The organism is Vibrio sp. MM46 (assembly GCF_027587135.1).
Classification (GTDB): Bacteria; Pseudomonadota; Gammaproteobacteria; order Enterobacterales; family Vibrionaceae; genus Vibrio; species Vibrio harveyi.
This window is the reverse complement of the sequence record NZ_JAPPTO010000003.1, coordinates 229,804-243,822: the sequence shown is the minus strand read 5'-3', so window position 1 is coordinate 243,822 and position 14,019 is coordinate 229,804. Positions and strand designations below refer to the sequence as shown.

At 44.6% G+C, this 14,019-nt stretch carries 15 protein-coding genes; 7 read left to right on the top strand and 8 right to left on the bottom strand.

Going from position 1 to position 14,019, the window contains the following annotated elements:
- Nucleotides 1–6 precede the first annotated feature (6 nt).
- The 4 genes from rpsP to rplS are packed head-to-tail and all read left to right on the top strand — an operon-like array spanning nt 7 to nt 1,998.
- Nucleotides 7–255 carry a 30S ribosomal protein S16 gene (gene rpsP / locus OH459_RS04905; protein WP_004410028.1) on the top strand — a complete coding sequence of 83 codons (249 nt, stop codon included), beginning with the start codon at nt 7–9 and terminating at the stop codon, nt 253–255.
- A gap of 28 nt (nt 256–283) precedes the next feature.
- Nucleotides 284–832, top strand: a complete 549-nt coding sequence (gene rimM / locus OH459_RS04900) for a ribosome maturation factor RimM (RefSeq protein WP_005446245.1) — start codon at nt 284–286, stop codon at nt 830–832.
- Between the two features lie 27 nt (nt 833–859).
- The gene (gene trmD, locus OH459_RS04895) at nt 860–1,603 is read left to right on the top strand and encodes a tRNA (guanosine(37)-N1)-methyltransferase TrmD (protein ID WP_005446247.1); all 744 of its coding nucleotides are present in this window, start codon (nt 860–862) and stop codon (nt 1,601–1,603) included.
- Nucleotides 1,604–1,644: 41 nt separating this feature from the next.
- Nucleotides 1,645–1,998 (top strand): 50S ribosomal protein L19, encoded by a 354-nt coding sequence (gene rplS, locus OH459_RS04890; RefSeq protein ID WP_005379971.1) that lies wholly within the window; start codon nt 1,645–1,647, stop codon nt 1,996–1,998.
- Between the two features lie 366 nt (nt 1,999–2,364).
- Here the strand turns inward: rplS and yacG are convergent, their stop codons facing one another.
- The 8 genes from yacG to nadC all read right to left on the bottom strand — a co-directional run bounded on the left by yacG (nt 2,365) and on the right by nadC (nt 9,468).
- Entirely contained in the window at nt 2,365–2,559 is a 195-nt protein-coding gene (yacG, locus tag OH459_RS04885; RefSeq protein WP_005446249.1) for a DNA gyrase inhibitor YacG, read from the bottom strand.
- Nucleotides 2,560–2,621: 62 nt separating this feature from the next.
- Nucleotides 2,622–3,362: a cell division protein ZapD gene (gene zapD, locus OH459_RS04880; protein ID WP_009698757.1), complete on the bottom strand. Its 741-nt coding sequence runs from the start codon at nt 3,360–3,362 to the stop codon at nt 2,622–2,624.
- A 27-nt stretch (nt 3,363–3,389) separates the two neighbouring features.
- Nucleotides 3,390–4,004: a dephospho-CoA kinase gene (gene coaE / locus OH459_RS04875; protein WP_053052946.1), complete on the bottom strand. Its 615-nt coding sequence runs from the start codon at nt 4,002–4,004 to the stop codon at nt 3,390–3,392.
- Nucleotides 4,005–4,874, bottom strand: coding sequence for a prepilin peptidase (locus OH459_RS04870; RefSeq protein ID WP_005446255.1), 870 nt, complete (start codon nt 4,872–4,874; stop codon nt 4,005–4,007).
- Nucleotides 4,875–4,946: 72 nt separating this feature from the next.
- Entirely contained in the window at nt 4,947–6,170 is a 1,224-nt protein-coding gene (locus OH459_RS04865) for a type II secretion system F family protein (protein ID WP_005446256.1), read from the bottom strand.
- A gap of 33 nt (nt 6,171–6,203) precedes the next feature.
- The gene (pilB, locus tag OH459_RS04860; protein ID WP_009698755.1) at nt 6,204–7,889 is read right to left on the bottom strand and encodes a type IV-A pilus assembly ATPase PilB; all 1,686 of its coding nucleotides are present in this window, start codon (nt 7,887–7,889) and stop codon (nt 6,204–6,206) included.
- Entirely contained in the window at nt 7,889–8,317 is a 429-nt protein-coding gene (locus OH459_RS04855) for a type IV pilin protein (RefSeq protein WP_009698754.1), read from the bottom strand. Before OH459_RS04855 ends, pilB begins: the two co-directional genes overlap by 1 nt.
- 263 nt (nt 8,318–8,580) lie before the next feature.
- Nucleotides 8,581–9,468 (bottom strand): carboxylating nicotinate-nucleotide diphosphorylase, encoded by an 888-nt coding sequence (gene nadC, locus OH459_RS04850; protein ID WP_029790346.1) that lies wholly within the window; start codon nt 9,466–9,468, stop codon nt 8,581–8,583.
- Between the two features lie 92 nt (nt 9,469–9,560).
- On the opposite strand from nadC, the gene ampD reads away from it, so the two are divergent.
- The 3 genes from ampD to aceE all read left to right on the top strand — a co-directional run bounded on the left by ampD (nt 9,561) and on the right by aceE (nt 14,003).
- Entirely contained in the window at nt 9,561–10,112 is a 552-nt protein-coding gene (ampD, locus tag OH459_RS04845) for a 1,6-anhydro-N-acetylmuramyl-L-alanine amidase AmpD (RefSeq protein ID WP_017189135.1), read from the top strand.
- Between the two features lie 404 nt (nt 10,113–10,516).
- Nucleotides 10,517–11,284, top strand: a complete 768-nt coding sequence (pdhR, locus tag OH459_RS04840) for a pyruvate dehydrogenase complex transcriptional repressor PdhR (protein WP_005446261.1) — start codon at nt 10,517–10,519, stop codon at nt 11,282–11,284.
- Between the two features lie 55 nt (nt 11,285–11,339).
- Complete coding sequence (aceE, locus tag OH459_RS04835) at nt 11,340–14,003, top strand: pyruvate dehydrogenase (acetyl-transferring), homodimeric type (RefSeq protein WP_005446262.1); 2,664 nt, start codon at nt 11,340–11,342, stop codon at nt 14,001–14,003.
- The last annotated feature ends 16 nt before the right edge of the window (nt 14,004–14,019 follow it).

Genomic DNA, 14,019 nt, shown 5'->3' with positions numbered 1-14,019 from the left:
GACGACATGGTAACCATTCGTTTGGCACGTCACGGCGCTAAGAAGCGTCCATTTTATCAAATCGTAGTAGCGGACAGCCGCAACGCTGCAACTGGCCGTTTCATCGAGAAAGTTGGTTTCTTTAACCCAACTGCACAAGGTCAAGAAGAAGGTCTACGTCTAGACCTAGACCGCGTTAACCACTGGGTTGGTCAAGGCGCGTCTCTATCTGACCGCGTTGCTAAGCTAGTTAAAGACGCTCAAAAAGCGGCTTAATTTTTACTTTAGAAGTAGAAACTAGTTTATGTCGATGAAAGGTAAAGAAACAATGAGCAACGAAAAGATTGTTGTAGGCAAGTTTGGTGCTACTTACGGCATTCGTGGTTGGCTTAAAGTTTTTTCCTACACAGACAATGCTGAAAGCATTTTCGATTACAGCCCTTGGTTTATTAACCAAAAGGGTACGTGGGTTGAGTTCAAAGTAGAAAGCTGGAAGCGCCATAACAAAGGTATGGTGGCTAAGCTTGAAGGTCTGGAAGTTCGTGAAGACGCACACTTACTGACGAACTTTGAGATTGCTATTGACCCTGCGGTACTACCTGAATTGTCAGAAGATGAGTTCTACTGGCGTGAATTGTTTGGGATGCAAGTAGTAACCACTAAAGGTTACGATCTCGGTGTCGTATCTGACATTCTAGAAACTGGCTCAAACGATGTTCTGGTTGTTAAAGCAAATCTAAAAGATGCTTTCGGGCAAAAGGAACGATTAATCCCGTTCCTTGAAGAGCAAGTGATCATCAAAGTTGATCGCGAAGCTCAACGGATCGAAGTTGACTGGGATCCTGGATTCTAATCTCCAAAATTACAGAGCGAGATAAACATGTGGGTTGGCGTTATTAGCCTTTTTCCTGAAATGTTCCGTTCTGTTACTGATTTTGGGGTAACAGGTCAAGCGGTTAAAAAAGGTCTTTTGTCGATTGAGACTTGGAATCCTCGTGATTTCACTCATGACAAACATCGCACTGTCGATGACCGACCTTACGGTGGTGGTCCTGGTATGTTAATGATGGTTCAGCCTTTGCGCGATGCCATTCATACCGCGAAAGCAGCCTCACCGGGTAAGACGAAAGTCATTTACCTTTCTCCTCAAGGTCGTAAGCTCGACCAGAAAGGCGTTGAAGAACTGGCAACGAATGAGAATTTACTTCTGATTTGTGGTCGTTACGAAGGGGTAGATGAGCGCATCATTCAATCTGAAGTCGACGAAGAATGGTCGATTGGGGATTTTGTGATGACGGGTGGTGAGATACCTGCCATGACGTTAATCGATTCTGTCTCTCGGTTTGTTCCGGGTGTACTAGGGGATTTCGCGTCAGCAGAAGAAGATTCTTTTGCAAATGGTTTGTTAGATTGCCCTCACTATACGCGTCCAGAAGTATTGGATGACAAAGAAGTACCAGCGGTACTGATGTCAGGCAATCACAAGGACATTCGTCAATGGCGACTAAAACAGTCGCTGGGCCGAACTTGGCTTAGAAGACCAGAGCTCCTGGAAAACCTAGCTCTGACTGACGAACAGGAACAATTACTTGCTGAGTTCATTAGTGAACATAGTGCAAAGTAACCTAATTTATTTAGTATCAGTTTATTCTAGGAATTTAAAAAATGAGTAACATCATCAAGGCTCTTGAAGAAGAGCAAATGAAATCAGACCTACCTAAATTTGCACCAGGTGACACTGTTGTAGTTCAGGTTAAAGTTAAAGAAGGTGACCGTGAGCGTCTACAGGCTTTCGAAGGCGTTGTAATCGCAATCCGTAACCGTGGTCTTCACTCTGCTTTCACTGTACGTAAGATCTCTAACGGTGAAGGTGTTGAGCGTACGTTCCAAACACACTCTCCAATCGTTGATAGCATCGAAGTTAAACGCCGTGGTGCAGTACGTCGTGCCAAGTTGTACTACCTACGTGAGCGTTCTGGTAAGTCTGCTCGTATCAAAGAGAAACTTGCTAAGAAGTAATGCTATAACTAGCGTTCTCATAGTAAACGGAGCCCATTTGGGCTCCGTTTTTTTATGCGCGAAAAAGGACGTTATGCTTCGAGAATCAGGAATACTTGCTCTGATATAGTGGAGTGCTTCGGTTAGTGAGCGGCATTTGTCCTGCGAGAGAGTAAAAAAGGGATCCCCAACTCGCTCGTTCCTCCCTCTTGAGGATGACGAATAAAAAACAAATGAACTCAAACGGTGTCATTCCCGAAAGCGACGAATGCGCATTGTCGGAATCTCTCTTTCGGCGTAATAAAAAACAAAAAGGGCCGATGTTCTCACATCAACCCTTCTTTTTATTCTCGAAGCGTGGTGCTCTCGTTTCTGAGTTCTAGCTTCTTAGTATTGGTCTTCAGACCAACCATCACTGTCCGACATATCTGGTGCGCCAGGAATGGTATTTTCTTCGTCAGCCCATTCGCCAAAATCAATCATTTGGCACTGTTTGCTACAGAAAGGGCGGTGAGGACTTTGCTCTCCCCACTCTACGTCGGCACCACATTGTGGGCATGGAACGACTGTAATTTTAGACATCGTCATTCGTCCTATTTATTCGGTGTTCAAAGGTGTTATGGCAATAGTAGTGCGAGTTGCGCTTAGCTACAAACAGCGAGTTCAAACTCAACGTCTTGAGTACAAGCTTGACCGCTTTCAAAAGCCATGAATTTGATGGCAAAACGGTTTTTATGACCCGAGATCATCGGGTAGACACCGTATTCCATTGGAATGTGTAAACGCAGGATGTTGGCTTCGTCCGCATCGCTTTGGAAGAATCCAGTGCGAGCGATTTGTGCTTTGAAATGTCCTGTTTCGCGAGTCAGCTTGAGCCAGAGTGCTAAGGCATCAGACAAAGGTTTTAAACTCGCTTGCCACTGTTCTGCATCGTGTTTTTTACGCTCAATAGGTAAATGAAGCCAGTAGTGCAACGCAGGAAGATCAAAACAACATGACCCTCCAGGTAAGTTAAAGCGTTGGCGAATTGAACTTAAGAAGCGATCTTCTTTAAGTGCCTGACCAAAACGCTCAGCAGTCATCAGTTGGCTATGGACCACGTCGATCTCTTTTAAGAGTTCGCTAAGGGCTTGCTGATCGACACCATCGACATTAAGCCAATTGCGATAAGCTAAACGTTGCTTTTCAAGATCTTTTGCCAGTTCGCTTTTTAATTGAATTTGCTCAAAGATCTCGACCATATCGAAGAGTGCACGGAAGAACAGTTGATACTGATGATTGTCAGCAAAACCAGAGGCTAGATGAGTCTGACGCAACAAAGACTCAACTCTTAAATAAATACGAGTTTTTTCATTTAGCGGATGTTCAAATTTGTGCGTGGTCATCGACAGTAGCCTTGGTGAGTTTCATTCCTATTTTCGCAGATTTTTCTTACACATGGCTAGGTACTTTTCGTGTAAATCTGTGATTTGAAGCAAAAGATCTGGGTCATTTGGATTATTCTTAACCACATCATCAGCCAGAGCAAGTCGTTGTTCACGAGATGCTTGAGATGCCAAGATAGCTTTTGCTTGCTCTTCGCTCACGTTATCGCGTTTCACCGTCCTTGAGATCTGGGTTTGTGACTCGACATCAACAACAAGTACACGATCGCACAAACTATCGAGCTTGTTTTCTACCAATAAAGGTACAACTAAAAGAGCGTAGTCTGATGTGACTTGCTCCAAGTCTTCGATCATCTTTTCGCGAATCATTGGGTGCAATAACCCATTCACCCATGCTTTCTCCTCTGGGTTAGAGAAGATTTTTTCTCTCAATTTGGCTCTATCAAGTGTTTGATCATCTCGGACAATATCAGTGCCAAAGTGCTCAATGATGGCATTAAGTCCAGGTGTGCCTGGCTCTACGACTTCACGAGCCACAATATCAGCGTCAACGATGTCTATTTTGAACTGTTGTTTGAATAGGTTTGCCACGGTGGTTTTGCCGCTCGCAATACCGCCGGTTAGGCCAATAACAAAAGCCATTTACACTCCTAGAATCGACGTAAAGTACCAGTTGAGGATTTGATTGCCCCAAATTAGGCTCACCCATCCTGCAATTGCAAGGTAAGGACCAAAAGGAAAGGCTTTTTCGATACCTTGCTTTTGCAAGCGCAGCTGGATAAGACCAAAAATGACGCCTACTACCGAAGAAAGTAAAATGATCATCGGCAGAGATTGCCAGCCCAGCCAAGCTCCTAATGCAGCAAGGAGTTTAAAGTCACCATAGCCCATTCCCTCTTTGCCTGTGAGGAGTTTGAATAACCAATAAACACTCCAAAGACATAAGTAGCCTGCCATTGCTCCAATAATAGAATCTTGAAGACTCACAGGGCTGATACCGGCAAGAGCAAGAGCAATACCCGCCCACATCAATGGCAGTGTGAGTTGGTCTGGCAGCAACATGGTATCAAGGTCGATAAATGTGGCAGCAATCAATACAAAGGTAAAGAAAACCAGCGCCACAGTGAAGTAGCTAAAACCGAAATGAAAAGCGATAAAACCCGAACAAAAAGCAGTAAGCAGTTCGATAAGAGGGTAACGGGCACTGATAGGTGATTGGCAGTTGTGGCATTTACCTTTTAGTAATAGCCAACTAATAACAGGGATATTGTCTCTAATGCGGATATGTGTACCGCATTGCTGACAAGATGAACGTGGCACGCTTAAGGTTAATGTCTCTTTTGGTGGCTCGATCTTGTATTCAGGGAATGATTCAGCGCACTCGCGTCGCCATTCTAGTTCCATGATCTTAGGTAAACGGTAAATAACTACGTTGAGGAAACTACCCACGATCAAACCAAAAATAGCGGTAAATACAACGAATAGCCATGGGTAGTACTGGAATACTTCCATATCAGTCTCTTGAGCGGTAAATCAAACGAGCAAGGTGCTGTTTTGATAGAATTAATTTGCTAAAGGATCATTCTATCCCAATACGCTCATCAAGTTAAAGATTGGTAAGTACATTGCTGTCACCAAACCACCGACAACGACACCCAGAAAAACAATGATCAACGGTTCCAAAATCTTACTTAGGTTGTCGACGGTGTTATCGACTTCGAACTCATAAATAGCGGCTATCTTGTTGAGCATGTCATCTAAGCGACCTGACTCTTCACCAATCATGACCATTTGCAATACCAATTCTGGGAAGACGTTACAGTTACGCATGGCAATGTACATTGGCATACCAGCGGCAGTATCTCGATATACCTCTTCGATTGCCAATTGATAGTGCATGTTACCAGAGGTTTTTGAGGTAGTTTTCAAGGCGGTTAGGATAGGAATACCTGCGCTAAAACTGGTCGCCAAAGTACGGCTAAACTTCGCAATGGCAGCTTTGGATAAAACTGGTCCTAAAATAGGTACTCTTAAACTCGACCGTGCAGTCAAAAGACGAAATGAGTCGGAGCGTTGTGACATGATTTTGCCAGAAATGAGTAAGCTCACAAAGCTCAGCCCAATGAAGGGACCCCAATTTTGGGTCCAAGCAGAAAGGTTGAGTACCATCTGGGTGAAGGCGGGTAATTCGGCACCAAAACCTGTAAACATTTTTTCAAACTCAGGAATAACCTTTGTCAGCATTAAATAAGAAACCCCAAGTGCTACTAATACCACCATCGCCGGGTAAATGAGCGCTTTAATAACCTTTGCACGCAACTGCTCGCTTTTTTCTCGGTAGGTTGCCAGACGCTCAAAGACTTGGGATAAGTTACCGGACTGCTCACCTGTTGCTATTAAGTCGGTGTAAAGTGGATCAAAGTGCGTGCTAGCGGTACGCATGGCTTTCGACATCGGTGTCCCTGCTTCTACCGCTCGCGTCACACTCATTAGAATCGACTTCATTTCAGCTTTTTTATGGTTCTCTGAAACTAACTTGAGTGCCTGAACAATAGGGACGCCAGTCATCAACATGGTGGCGATTTGACGAGTAAACACCGTAATGTCTTTGCCTTTTACTCGATGACTTATCTTGGTGATAAAAGAAATACTGCCTTTTTTGAGTTTTTTTATCTTGATGTGCTGAGCATCAAGGCGCTCTCTTACCTCGACTTCTGTCATTGCGAGCACATTACCAGAGGTTTTTTTACCCGAGCTATTAATGCCTTTCCAACGGTAGTTCTTAAGTTGTGGAGCGATGGTTTTCATAGTGTAAGTAACTGCCTAATAAAATCTGAGAAGTTAAAAATAGAGAACACGTTGCAGCTCACTAAAGCTGGTGACACCTTGTTTGAGCTTTTCAATGCCGGACATTTGTAGAGTCTGCATACCATTGGCAATCGCTAGCTTTTCTAATTCGTGTACTGAAGCGCCTTTGATGAGCGCATTTGATAGGGATTCATCAAACTTCATCACTTCGTAAATGCCAGTGCGGCCAGAGTATCCTTGGGTGCATTCGTTACAACCATCAGGATTCGCTTGGAAGATATCTTCAGTGCTGGTAATTCCAATATGTTGAAGTTGGCTGTTAGGTTCTTGAGGTTGTCTGCAATGTGGACAAAGCTTTCGTGCTAAACGCTGAGCGATGATCAAGCTAAGAGAGGATGCGAGGTTAAAGCTTTCTACCCCCATATTTGATAAGCGAATGACCGTCTCGGCGGCGGAGTTGGTGTGCAGGGTAGAAAGGACTAAGTGTCCGGTTTGTGACGCTTTGATCGCGATTTCTGCCGTGTCGAGATCTCGGATCTCACCCACCATGACTACATCGGGATCTTGACGTAAGAAAGAGCGAAGCGCTTCTGCAAAGCCAAAGCCGATCTTAGGTTGAACTTGAACTTGGTTAATGCCGGGTAAGTTGATCTCAACGGGGTCTTCAGCGGTGGAAATGTTGATCTCGGTTTTATTGAGGATGCTCAAACCAGTGTAAAGAGAAACCGTTTTGCCGCTGCCCGTTGGTCCCGTCATTAGGATCATGCCTTGTGGGCGGCGCAGTGCTTCTAAATACAATTGCTTTTGATGATCGCTGTATCCGAGTTTATTGATATCTAATGCTGTAGAACTGCTGTCGAGCAAACGCAGTACGATTTTCTCCCCAAACAGAGTTGGCAGCGTGGAGACTCGCATGTCAATCGCGGTGTCTTGGTTTAATTTGAGCTTGATACGACCATCCTGTGGTAAACGGCGCTCAGCGATATCAAGCTTAGATAGGATCTTTATTCGGGCTGAGAGGCGACGGCTTAAATGGCTCGGAGGCTGTTGAATTTCGATCAAGATGCCATCGCAACGCAAACGCACTCGATACATGTTTTCATAGGGCTCGAAGTGAATATCAGAAGCCCCTTTACGAACGGCATCGAGCAGAATTTGGTTAATATAACGACTGACAGGCGATTCATCTTGGCTGAGATCTTCAATGTTCTCAATTTCGTCCTCACCAATATCAACGAGACCTGCCAGTTCATCTTGGTTGATTTCTTTAAGACCGGACTTTTCTTGACCGAGTGCACGACCATATAAACGACGAATGGCTGCGGTGAGTTCTTTAAAGTCCGCCAGAACAAGCTCGACTTGTAAACCGGTAGCAAAACGAAAGTCATCTTCCGCTTGCAAGTTAGTTGGGTCTGCAACTGCGAGTATTAATGTCGAAGATGTGCGATTGAGTGGCAAGGCATTATGTCGAGTGATCAGATCGCGCAAGCCAAGCTTTTGACACAGCGACGAGTACTCATACTGACTGAGTGATGTGCAGGAAAGCCCAAAGATGGAGCTAAGGTGCTCAGTCAATTCATGTGATTGGAAAAAGCCAGAACTGAGTAAAGCCTCCGGCATCGAAATGCCAGAAGCTTTTGCTTGCTCAAGTAACGATTCTTCTTGGGAAAAGGTCAGTATTCCCGCTTGACGAAGAACCGTTGAGAGGTTGGTTAGCATTAACAGCCTTTTAGAGTTACGCCAGTACTATGAGAGCAGGTCCAAAGTCCGGTAGTTGCATCCTTCGCAAGGACAACGGTATCAGTAGAAGCTAGTGCGCTAGCTGTACCATCAAAAGTAAACGTTGCTGTCGCTCCCGATGCACCACTATCTGCAAAAGAAATTGTTCCAAGTTTGTTCATATCAACAGCAGCACCTAACGTGGGTGCGTCGGCATCAGCAGGAAAGGTGCCAGTATCAGCAATGAAGGTATCAATATTTGTAGTTAGTGAACGAAGAGTTGCAAGCCCAGCTGCAGCCTCTGATTTTTTTACATAATTCTGATACTGTGGAATAGCAATCGCTGCTAAAACACCAATAACCGCTACCACGATCATCAATTCAATTAGAGTAAAACCCTGCTGCTTCTTCTGTTTATTCGTTTTCATCTTGTTTCCTTAAGATAAATTTAGTTAATGCTTATGCATGGGGCAGAAGAGTAAAAAGAGTAGGGGAAAGAGAAAACTGGGAAGGGAGAAGCTCTCGACTGAGATAAAAATCTTTACACTCAAGTTGCATATTGCATGCAAGGTTTTGCGAGTGGTGTTATTTTTTATGTGGATAAAAATAAAGAGCCGTGCGGCTCTTTGTTGGTGTTTAATGGAGTAACTCTATGAGTTAACGAGAATTACTTTTGCTTATTTAGTTTGGATTACTTGAAGCGCATCGAAAGATCCATCGCTTTTAGGTGCTTAGTTAAAGCGCCCACCGAGATGTAATCTACGCCCGTTTCTGCGTATTCAGCGATGGTTTCTAGAGTCACGTTGCCAGAGTTTTCTAACGCAGCGCGTCCTGCGTTGATAGCGACTGCTTCACGCATCATATCTGTGGTGAAGTTATCGAGCATGATGATATCTGCACCTGCTTCAATCGCTTCTTTTAGCTCGTCCAAGCTTTCCGTTTCCACTTCAACTGGTTTACCTGGGTTCAATGATTTTGCTGTGGTAATCGCTTGAGTGATCCCGCCACATGCAATGATGTGGTTTTCTTTAATAAGGTAGGCATCGAATACACCGATACGGTGGTTGAAACCACCGCCACAGGCTACTGCGTATTTTAGCGCACTACGTAAGCCCGGAATGGTTTTACGAGTATCTAATAGACGGCACTCAGTGTGAGCAATTTTCTCTGCGTACTCAGCGGTAATAGTCGCGCAACCTGAAAGGGTTTGAATAAAGTTCATTGCGTTGCGCTCGCCAGTGAGCAAATCACGAGCAGGACCAGTCAGTGTGCAAAGTGTTTGGTTTGGTTCAACCTTGTCGCCATCTTTTACATGCCATTCGATCGCGACTTTGCCACCCAGTTGTTTAAATACTTCATCTGCCCATGCTTGACCACAAAATACACCGTGTTCACGAGTAATGATGGTTGCTGTGTTAATAGCGTCTGCTGGGATAAGCGATGCGGTGACGTCTTTGTCTGCATCCAATGTGCCACCTAGGTCTTCTTTTAGGGTATCGGCTACGGCGCGAGTGATTTCTAATGGAAGCTGTTGCTTAAGGTATTCTAGGCGTTCTTGGCTGTTGTGTGTGTTCTTCATCGCAAATCTTGTCTTGAAAGGGAGATGGCAACGAATGATACTCTCCGGTGTCAATAATTTCAGCAGTTAATTTGCAAAGTAGAGAGGTTGATATGTGCCTAAAAATCGAGAATGGTTGGTTGACGCAAGCAAAGCATGTTCCATCGCCATTCTTTGATGCTCGTTCAGACAAAGATGACATCTCTCTGCTGGTGGTTCACAACATCAGTTTGCCGCCAGGCCAGTTTGGTGGTTCATATATAGAGGACTTTTTTACTGGCAATCTCGATCCTAAAGCACATCCATTTTTTGAAGTAATTCACAAAATGGGCGTTTCGGCACATTGCTTAATAAAGCGTAATGGCGAAATTGTTCAGTTTGTTTCGTTTTTAGATAGAGCTTGGCATGCAGGGCAATCTAGCTTTGCTGGTCGTGAACGTTGCAATGACTATTCGATTGGTATTGAGTTAGAAGGCACTGAGTTTGTGGCTTATACAGAAGAGCAATATCAATCACTTACAGCTTTGGCTCATGCGGTCATGCATTCTTACCCCAAAATCACCTTACCCCGAATCACGGGGCATCAGTATATCGCTCCCTTGAGAAAAGCCGATCCTGGTCTAAGCTTTGACTGGGTCAAGTTCAGGCAACAAATACAACGCTAACTTGTAGCGAAAGTGTAAATTCAAAAAACAGAAATAAATAAGGCATACACTCAAGTATGCCTTTTTTTGATACGAGAAATATGAATGCTTGTTAAAAGTTAACTACATTTTGAACGCTCAAAACAGCGGTTGGTGAAAAAATGTACGGATAATTTTGTCATTTTTTGTTTTTGTTGATCAAAATTACTAGCACGCAGAGCTCCCATCTGTTTTGTTTATGTAATTGGTAAGACCAATTTTATTGCTGTTTTAATAGTCGATTGTTATCAGAGTGTTGGTTGTAAGTCCATTCTATGATTTAGGTCAATTTTTGGCTGGACAGTGGCGTTTTAATTATGTTAATTTCTGCACCATCTTAAAATTGGTATTACCAATTACCTGCAAGAGTAGAAGAACAATAAATTATGGCTTATCAAAGGATTCGTCAGCCAAAGCTCTCTGATGTTATTGAACAAGAGCTAGAAAGGTTGATTGTGGAAGGAACATTGTCTCCGGGGCAGCAGTTGCCACCAGAGCGCGAACTCGCTAAGCAGTTCGATGTGTCTCGTCCATCTGTCCGTGAAGCCATTCAACGCTTAGAAGCAAAGCGTTTGCTTACTCGTCGTCAAGGCGGTGGCACATTCGTTAGTGAAAACATCTGGAAAAGCTTTTCAGATCCGTTGTTGAACTTGTTGTCGACTCACTCAGAAACGCAGTTAGACCTACTTGAATCGCGCCATGCGATGGAGGGGATTTCAGCGTACTTTGCAGCTTTGCGTGGTACCGATGAAGATTTTGCACGCATTCAAGCTTGTTTGAATCAAATTAGCGAAGAGCAAAAAGGCGATAACGTTGAGGCAGAAGCCGCTGCAGTGATGCAGTTTCTGATTGCTTTGACTGAAGCGGCACACAATGTCGTCCTGCTTCATATTGTTCGCAGCCTTGCGCCTTTGCTTGAGCAAAATGTTCTACAGAATCTAAAGCTCTTACATCGCCGCGATGAAGTGGTCGATAAAGTAAGTAAACACAGAGCTAATATCGTGGATGCGATTGTTTCTGGTCAGCCTGAAAAGGCACGTGAAATGTCTCACTCACATTTAGCTTATATTGAAGAAACATTGTTGGATTTGACTCGAGAAGAGTCTCGACGAGAGCGTTCTCTGCGTCGAATTCAGCAAGGTAACGATTCTTAATACAAGAACCGCTTACTTAAATAAGTAGATCCAACCAACAGAAGGATAGATCGCCATGTCTGACATGAAGCATGACGTAGATGCACTGGAAACTCAAGATTGGCTACAAGCCCTTGAATCAGTTGTTCGTGAAGAAGGTGTAGAACGTGCACAGTTTCTACTAGAAACCGTTCTAGAAAAAGCACGTCTAGACGGCGTTGATATGCCAACTGGCATCAACACAAACTACATCAACACTATTCCAGCAGCACAAGAACCAGCTTACCCTGGTGACGTAACTCTTGAGCGTCGTATTCGTTCGATTATTCGCTGGAACGCAATCATGATCGTATTGCGTGCTTCTAAGAAAGACCTAGACCTAGGTGGTCACATGGCTTCTTACCAGTCAGCAGCGGCGTTCTACGAAGTTTGTTTCAACCACTTCTTCCGTGCTCCAAACGAGACGGACGGTGGCGATCTAGTTTACTACCAAGGTCACATCTCTCCGGGCATCTACGCTCGTGCATTCGTTGAAGGTCGTCTAACTGAAGAGCAGCTAGACAACTTCCGTCAAGAAGTAGACGGTAAAGGTATCCCATCATACCCGCACCCTAAATTGATGCCTGAGTTCTGGCAGTTCCCAACAGTATCTATGGGTCTTGGTCCAATTTCTGCGATCTACCAAGCGCGTTTCCTTAAGTACCTAGACGGTCGTGGTCTGAAAGACACGTCTGCACAGCGTGTATACGCGTTCCTAGGTGACGGTGAAATGGATGAGCCAGAATCACGTGGTTCACTTTCTTTCGCTGCGCGTGAGAAGCTAGACAACCTAACATTCCTAATCAACTGTAACCTACAGCGTCTAGACGGTCCTGTAATGGGTAACGGTAGCATCATCCAAGAGCTAGAAGGTCTATTCAAAGGCGCTGGCTGGAACGTTGTTAAAGTTATCTGGGGTAGCAACTGGGATGCTCTACTTGCTAAAGATACAACAGGCAAGCTTCTACAGTTGATGAACGAAACTGTAGATGGTGACTACCAAACATTTAAATCTAAAGACGGTGCTTACGTACGTGAACACTTCTTTGGTAAGTACCCAGAGACTGCTGCACTAGTTGCAGACATGACTGATGACGAAATCTTCGCACTTAAGCGCGGTGGTCACGAGTCTTCTAAACTGTACGCAGCTTACAAAAACGCAGCAGAAACTAAAGGTCGTCCAACAGTAATCCTAGCGAAGACTGTTAAAGGTTACGGCATGGGTGAAGCCGCTGAAGGTAAGAACATCGCGCACCAAGTTAAGAAGATGGATATGACTCACGTACTACACCTACGTGATCGTCTAGGTCTTCAAGACATCCTAACTGACGAAGCAGTGAAAGAACTTCCATACCTGAAACTTGAAGAAGGTACAGCGGAGTACGAATACCTACACGCTCGTCGTAAAGAACTAAAAGGTTACACGCCACAGCGTCTACCTAAGTTCACTCAAGAATTCAAAACACCTGAGCTAGAAGAGTTCGCTCCGCTACTAAGTGAGCAGAAGCGTGATATCTCTACAACAATGGCTTACGTTCGTACTCTTAATATCCTGCTTAAGAACAAGAATATTGGTAAGAACATCGTTCCTATCATCTGTGACGAAGCTCGTACGTTCGGTATGGAAGGTTTATTCCGTCAGATCGGTATTTACAACCCGCACGGTCAGAACTACACACCTCAAGATCGCGACATCGTTTCTTACTACAAAGAAGCAACTTCAGGTCAGGTTCTACAAGAAGGTATCAACGAACTAGGTTCAATGGCTTCATGGGTTGCAGCAGCAACGTCATACAGCACGAACGATCTACCAATGATCCCGTTCTACATCTACTACTCAATGTTTGGTTTCCAACGTGTAGGTGATATGGCGTGGATGGCTGGTGACCAACAAGCTCGTGGTTTCCTACTAGGTGCTACTGCTGGTCGTACAACGCTAAACGGTGAAGGTCTACAGCACGAAGATGGTCACTCGCACATCATGGCGAATACAGTTCCTAACTGTATCTCTTACGACCCAACATTCGCTTACGAAGTTGCAGTAATCATGCAAGACGGTATCCGTCGCATGTACGGTGAGAACCAAGAGAACGTGTTCTACTACCTAACGGTAATGAACGAAAACTACGCAATGCCAGCAATGCCAGAAGGCGCTGAAGAAGGTATCCGTAAGGGTATCTACAAGCTTGAGTCTTACGCAGGTGACAAGTCTAAAGTTCAGCTAATGGGCTCTGGTACTATCATGAACGAAGTACGTAAAGCAGCGACTATCCTAAGCGAAGAGTACGGCATCGCATCTGACGTGTTCTCTGTAACATCGTTCAACGAGCTAACTCGTGACGGTCAAGACGCAGAGCGTTACAACATGCTTCACCCAGAAGCAGAAGCAAAAGTACCTTACATTGCACAAGTAATGGGTACTGAGCCAGCAATCGCAGCGACTGACTACATGAAGAACTACTCTGAGCAAGTTCGTGCGTTCATGCCTTCTGAGTCTTACAAAGTACTTGGTACTGATGGTTACGGTCGTTCTGACAGCCGTGAGAACCTACGTCGTCACTTCGAAGTTAATGCGGGCTACGTAGTTGTTGCAGCTCTTACTGAGCTAGCGAAACGTGGTGATGTTGAGAAGTCAGTCGTCGTTGAAGCGATTGCTAAGTTCAACATCGACACTGAAAAAACAAACCCACTTTACGCTTAATACAGCGCTTAACTAG

Excerpts from the sequence above, each read along its gene's own strand:
- OH459_RS04865 (WP_005446256.1), bottom strand. The coding sequence starts at position 6,170 with ATGAAAACCATCGCTCCACAACTTAAGAACTACCGTTGGAAAGGCATT.
- pilB (WP_009698755.1), bottom strand. The coding sequence starts at position 7,889 with ATGCTAACCAACCTCTCAACGGTTCTTCGTCAAGCGGGAATACTGACC.
- OH459_RS04855 (WP_009698754.1), bottom strand. The coding sequence starts at position 8,317 with ATGAAAACGAATAAACAGAAGAAGCAGCAGGGTTTTACTCTAATTGAA.
- zapD (WP_009698757.1), bottom strand. The coding sequence starts at position 3,362 with ATGACCACGCACAAATTTGAACATCCGCTAAATGAAAAAACTCGTATT.
- rplS (WP_005379971.1), top strand. The coding sequence starts at position 1,645 with ATGAGTAACATCATCAAGGCTCTTGAAGAAGAGCAAATGAAATCAGAC.
- OH459_RS04870 (WP_005446255.1), bottom strand. The coding sequence starts at position 4,874 with ATGGAAGTATTCCAGTACTACCCATGGCTATTCGTTGTATTTACCGCT.
- trmD (WP_005446247.1), top strand. The coding sequence starts at position 860 with ATGTGGGTTGGCGTTATTAGCCTTTTTCCTGAAATGTTCCGTTCTGTT.
- ampD (WP_017189135.1), top strand. The coding sequence starts at position 9,561 with ATGTGCCTAAAAATCGAGAATGGTTGGTTGACGCAAGCAAAGCATGTT.
- coaE (WP_053052946.1), bottom strand. The coding sequence starts at position 4,004 with ATGGCTTTTGTTATTGGCCTAACCGGCGGTATTGCGAGCGGCAAAACC.
- nadC (WP_029790346.1), bottom strand. The coding sequence starts at position 9,468 with ATGAAGAACACACACAACAGCCAAGAACGCCTAGAATACCTTAAGCAA.
- rimM (WP_005446245.1), top strand. The coding sequence starts at position 284 with ATGTCGATGAAAGGTAAAGAAACAATGAGCAACGAAAAGATTGTTGTA.
- rpsP (WP_004410028.1), top strand. The coding sequence starts at position 7 with ATGGTAACCATTCGTTTGGCACGTCACGGCGCTAAGAAGCGTCCATTT.
- yacG (WP_005446249.1), bottom strand. The coding sequence starts at position 2,559 with ATGTCTAAAATTACAGTCGTTCCATGCCCACAATGTGGTGCCGACGTA.
- pdhR (WP_005446261.1), top strand. The coding sequence starts at position 10,517 with ATGGCTTATCAAAGGATTCGTCAGCCAAAGCTCTCTGATGTTATTGAA.
- aceE (WP_005446262.1), top strand. The coding sequence starts at position 11,340 with ATGTCTGACATGAAGCATGACGTAGATGCACTGGAAACTCAAGATTGG.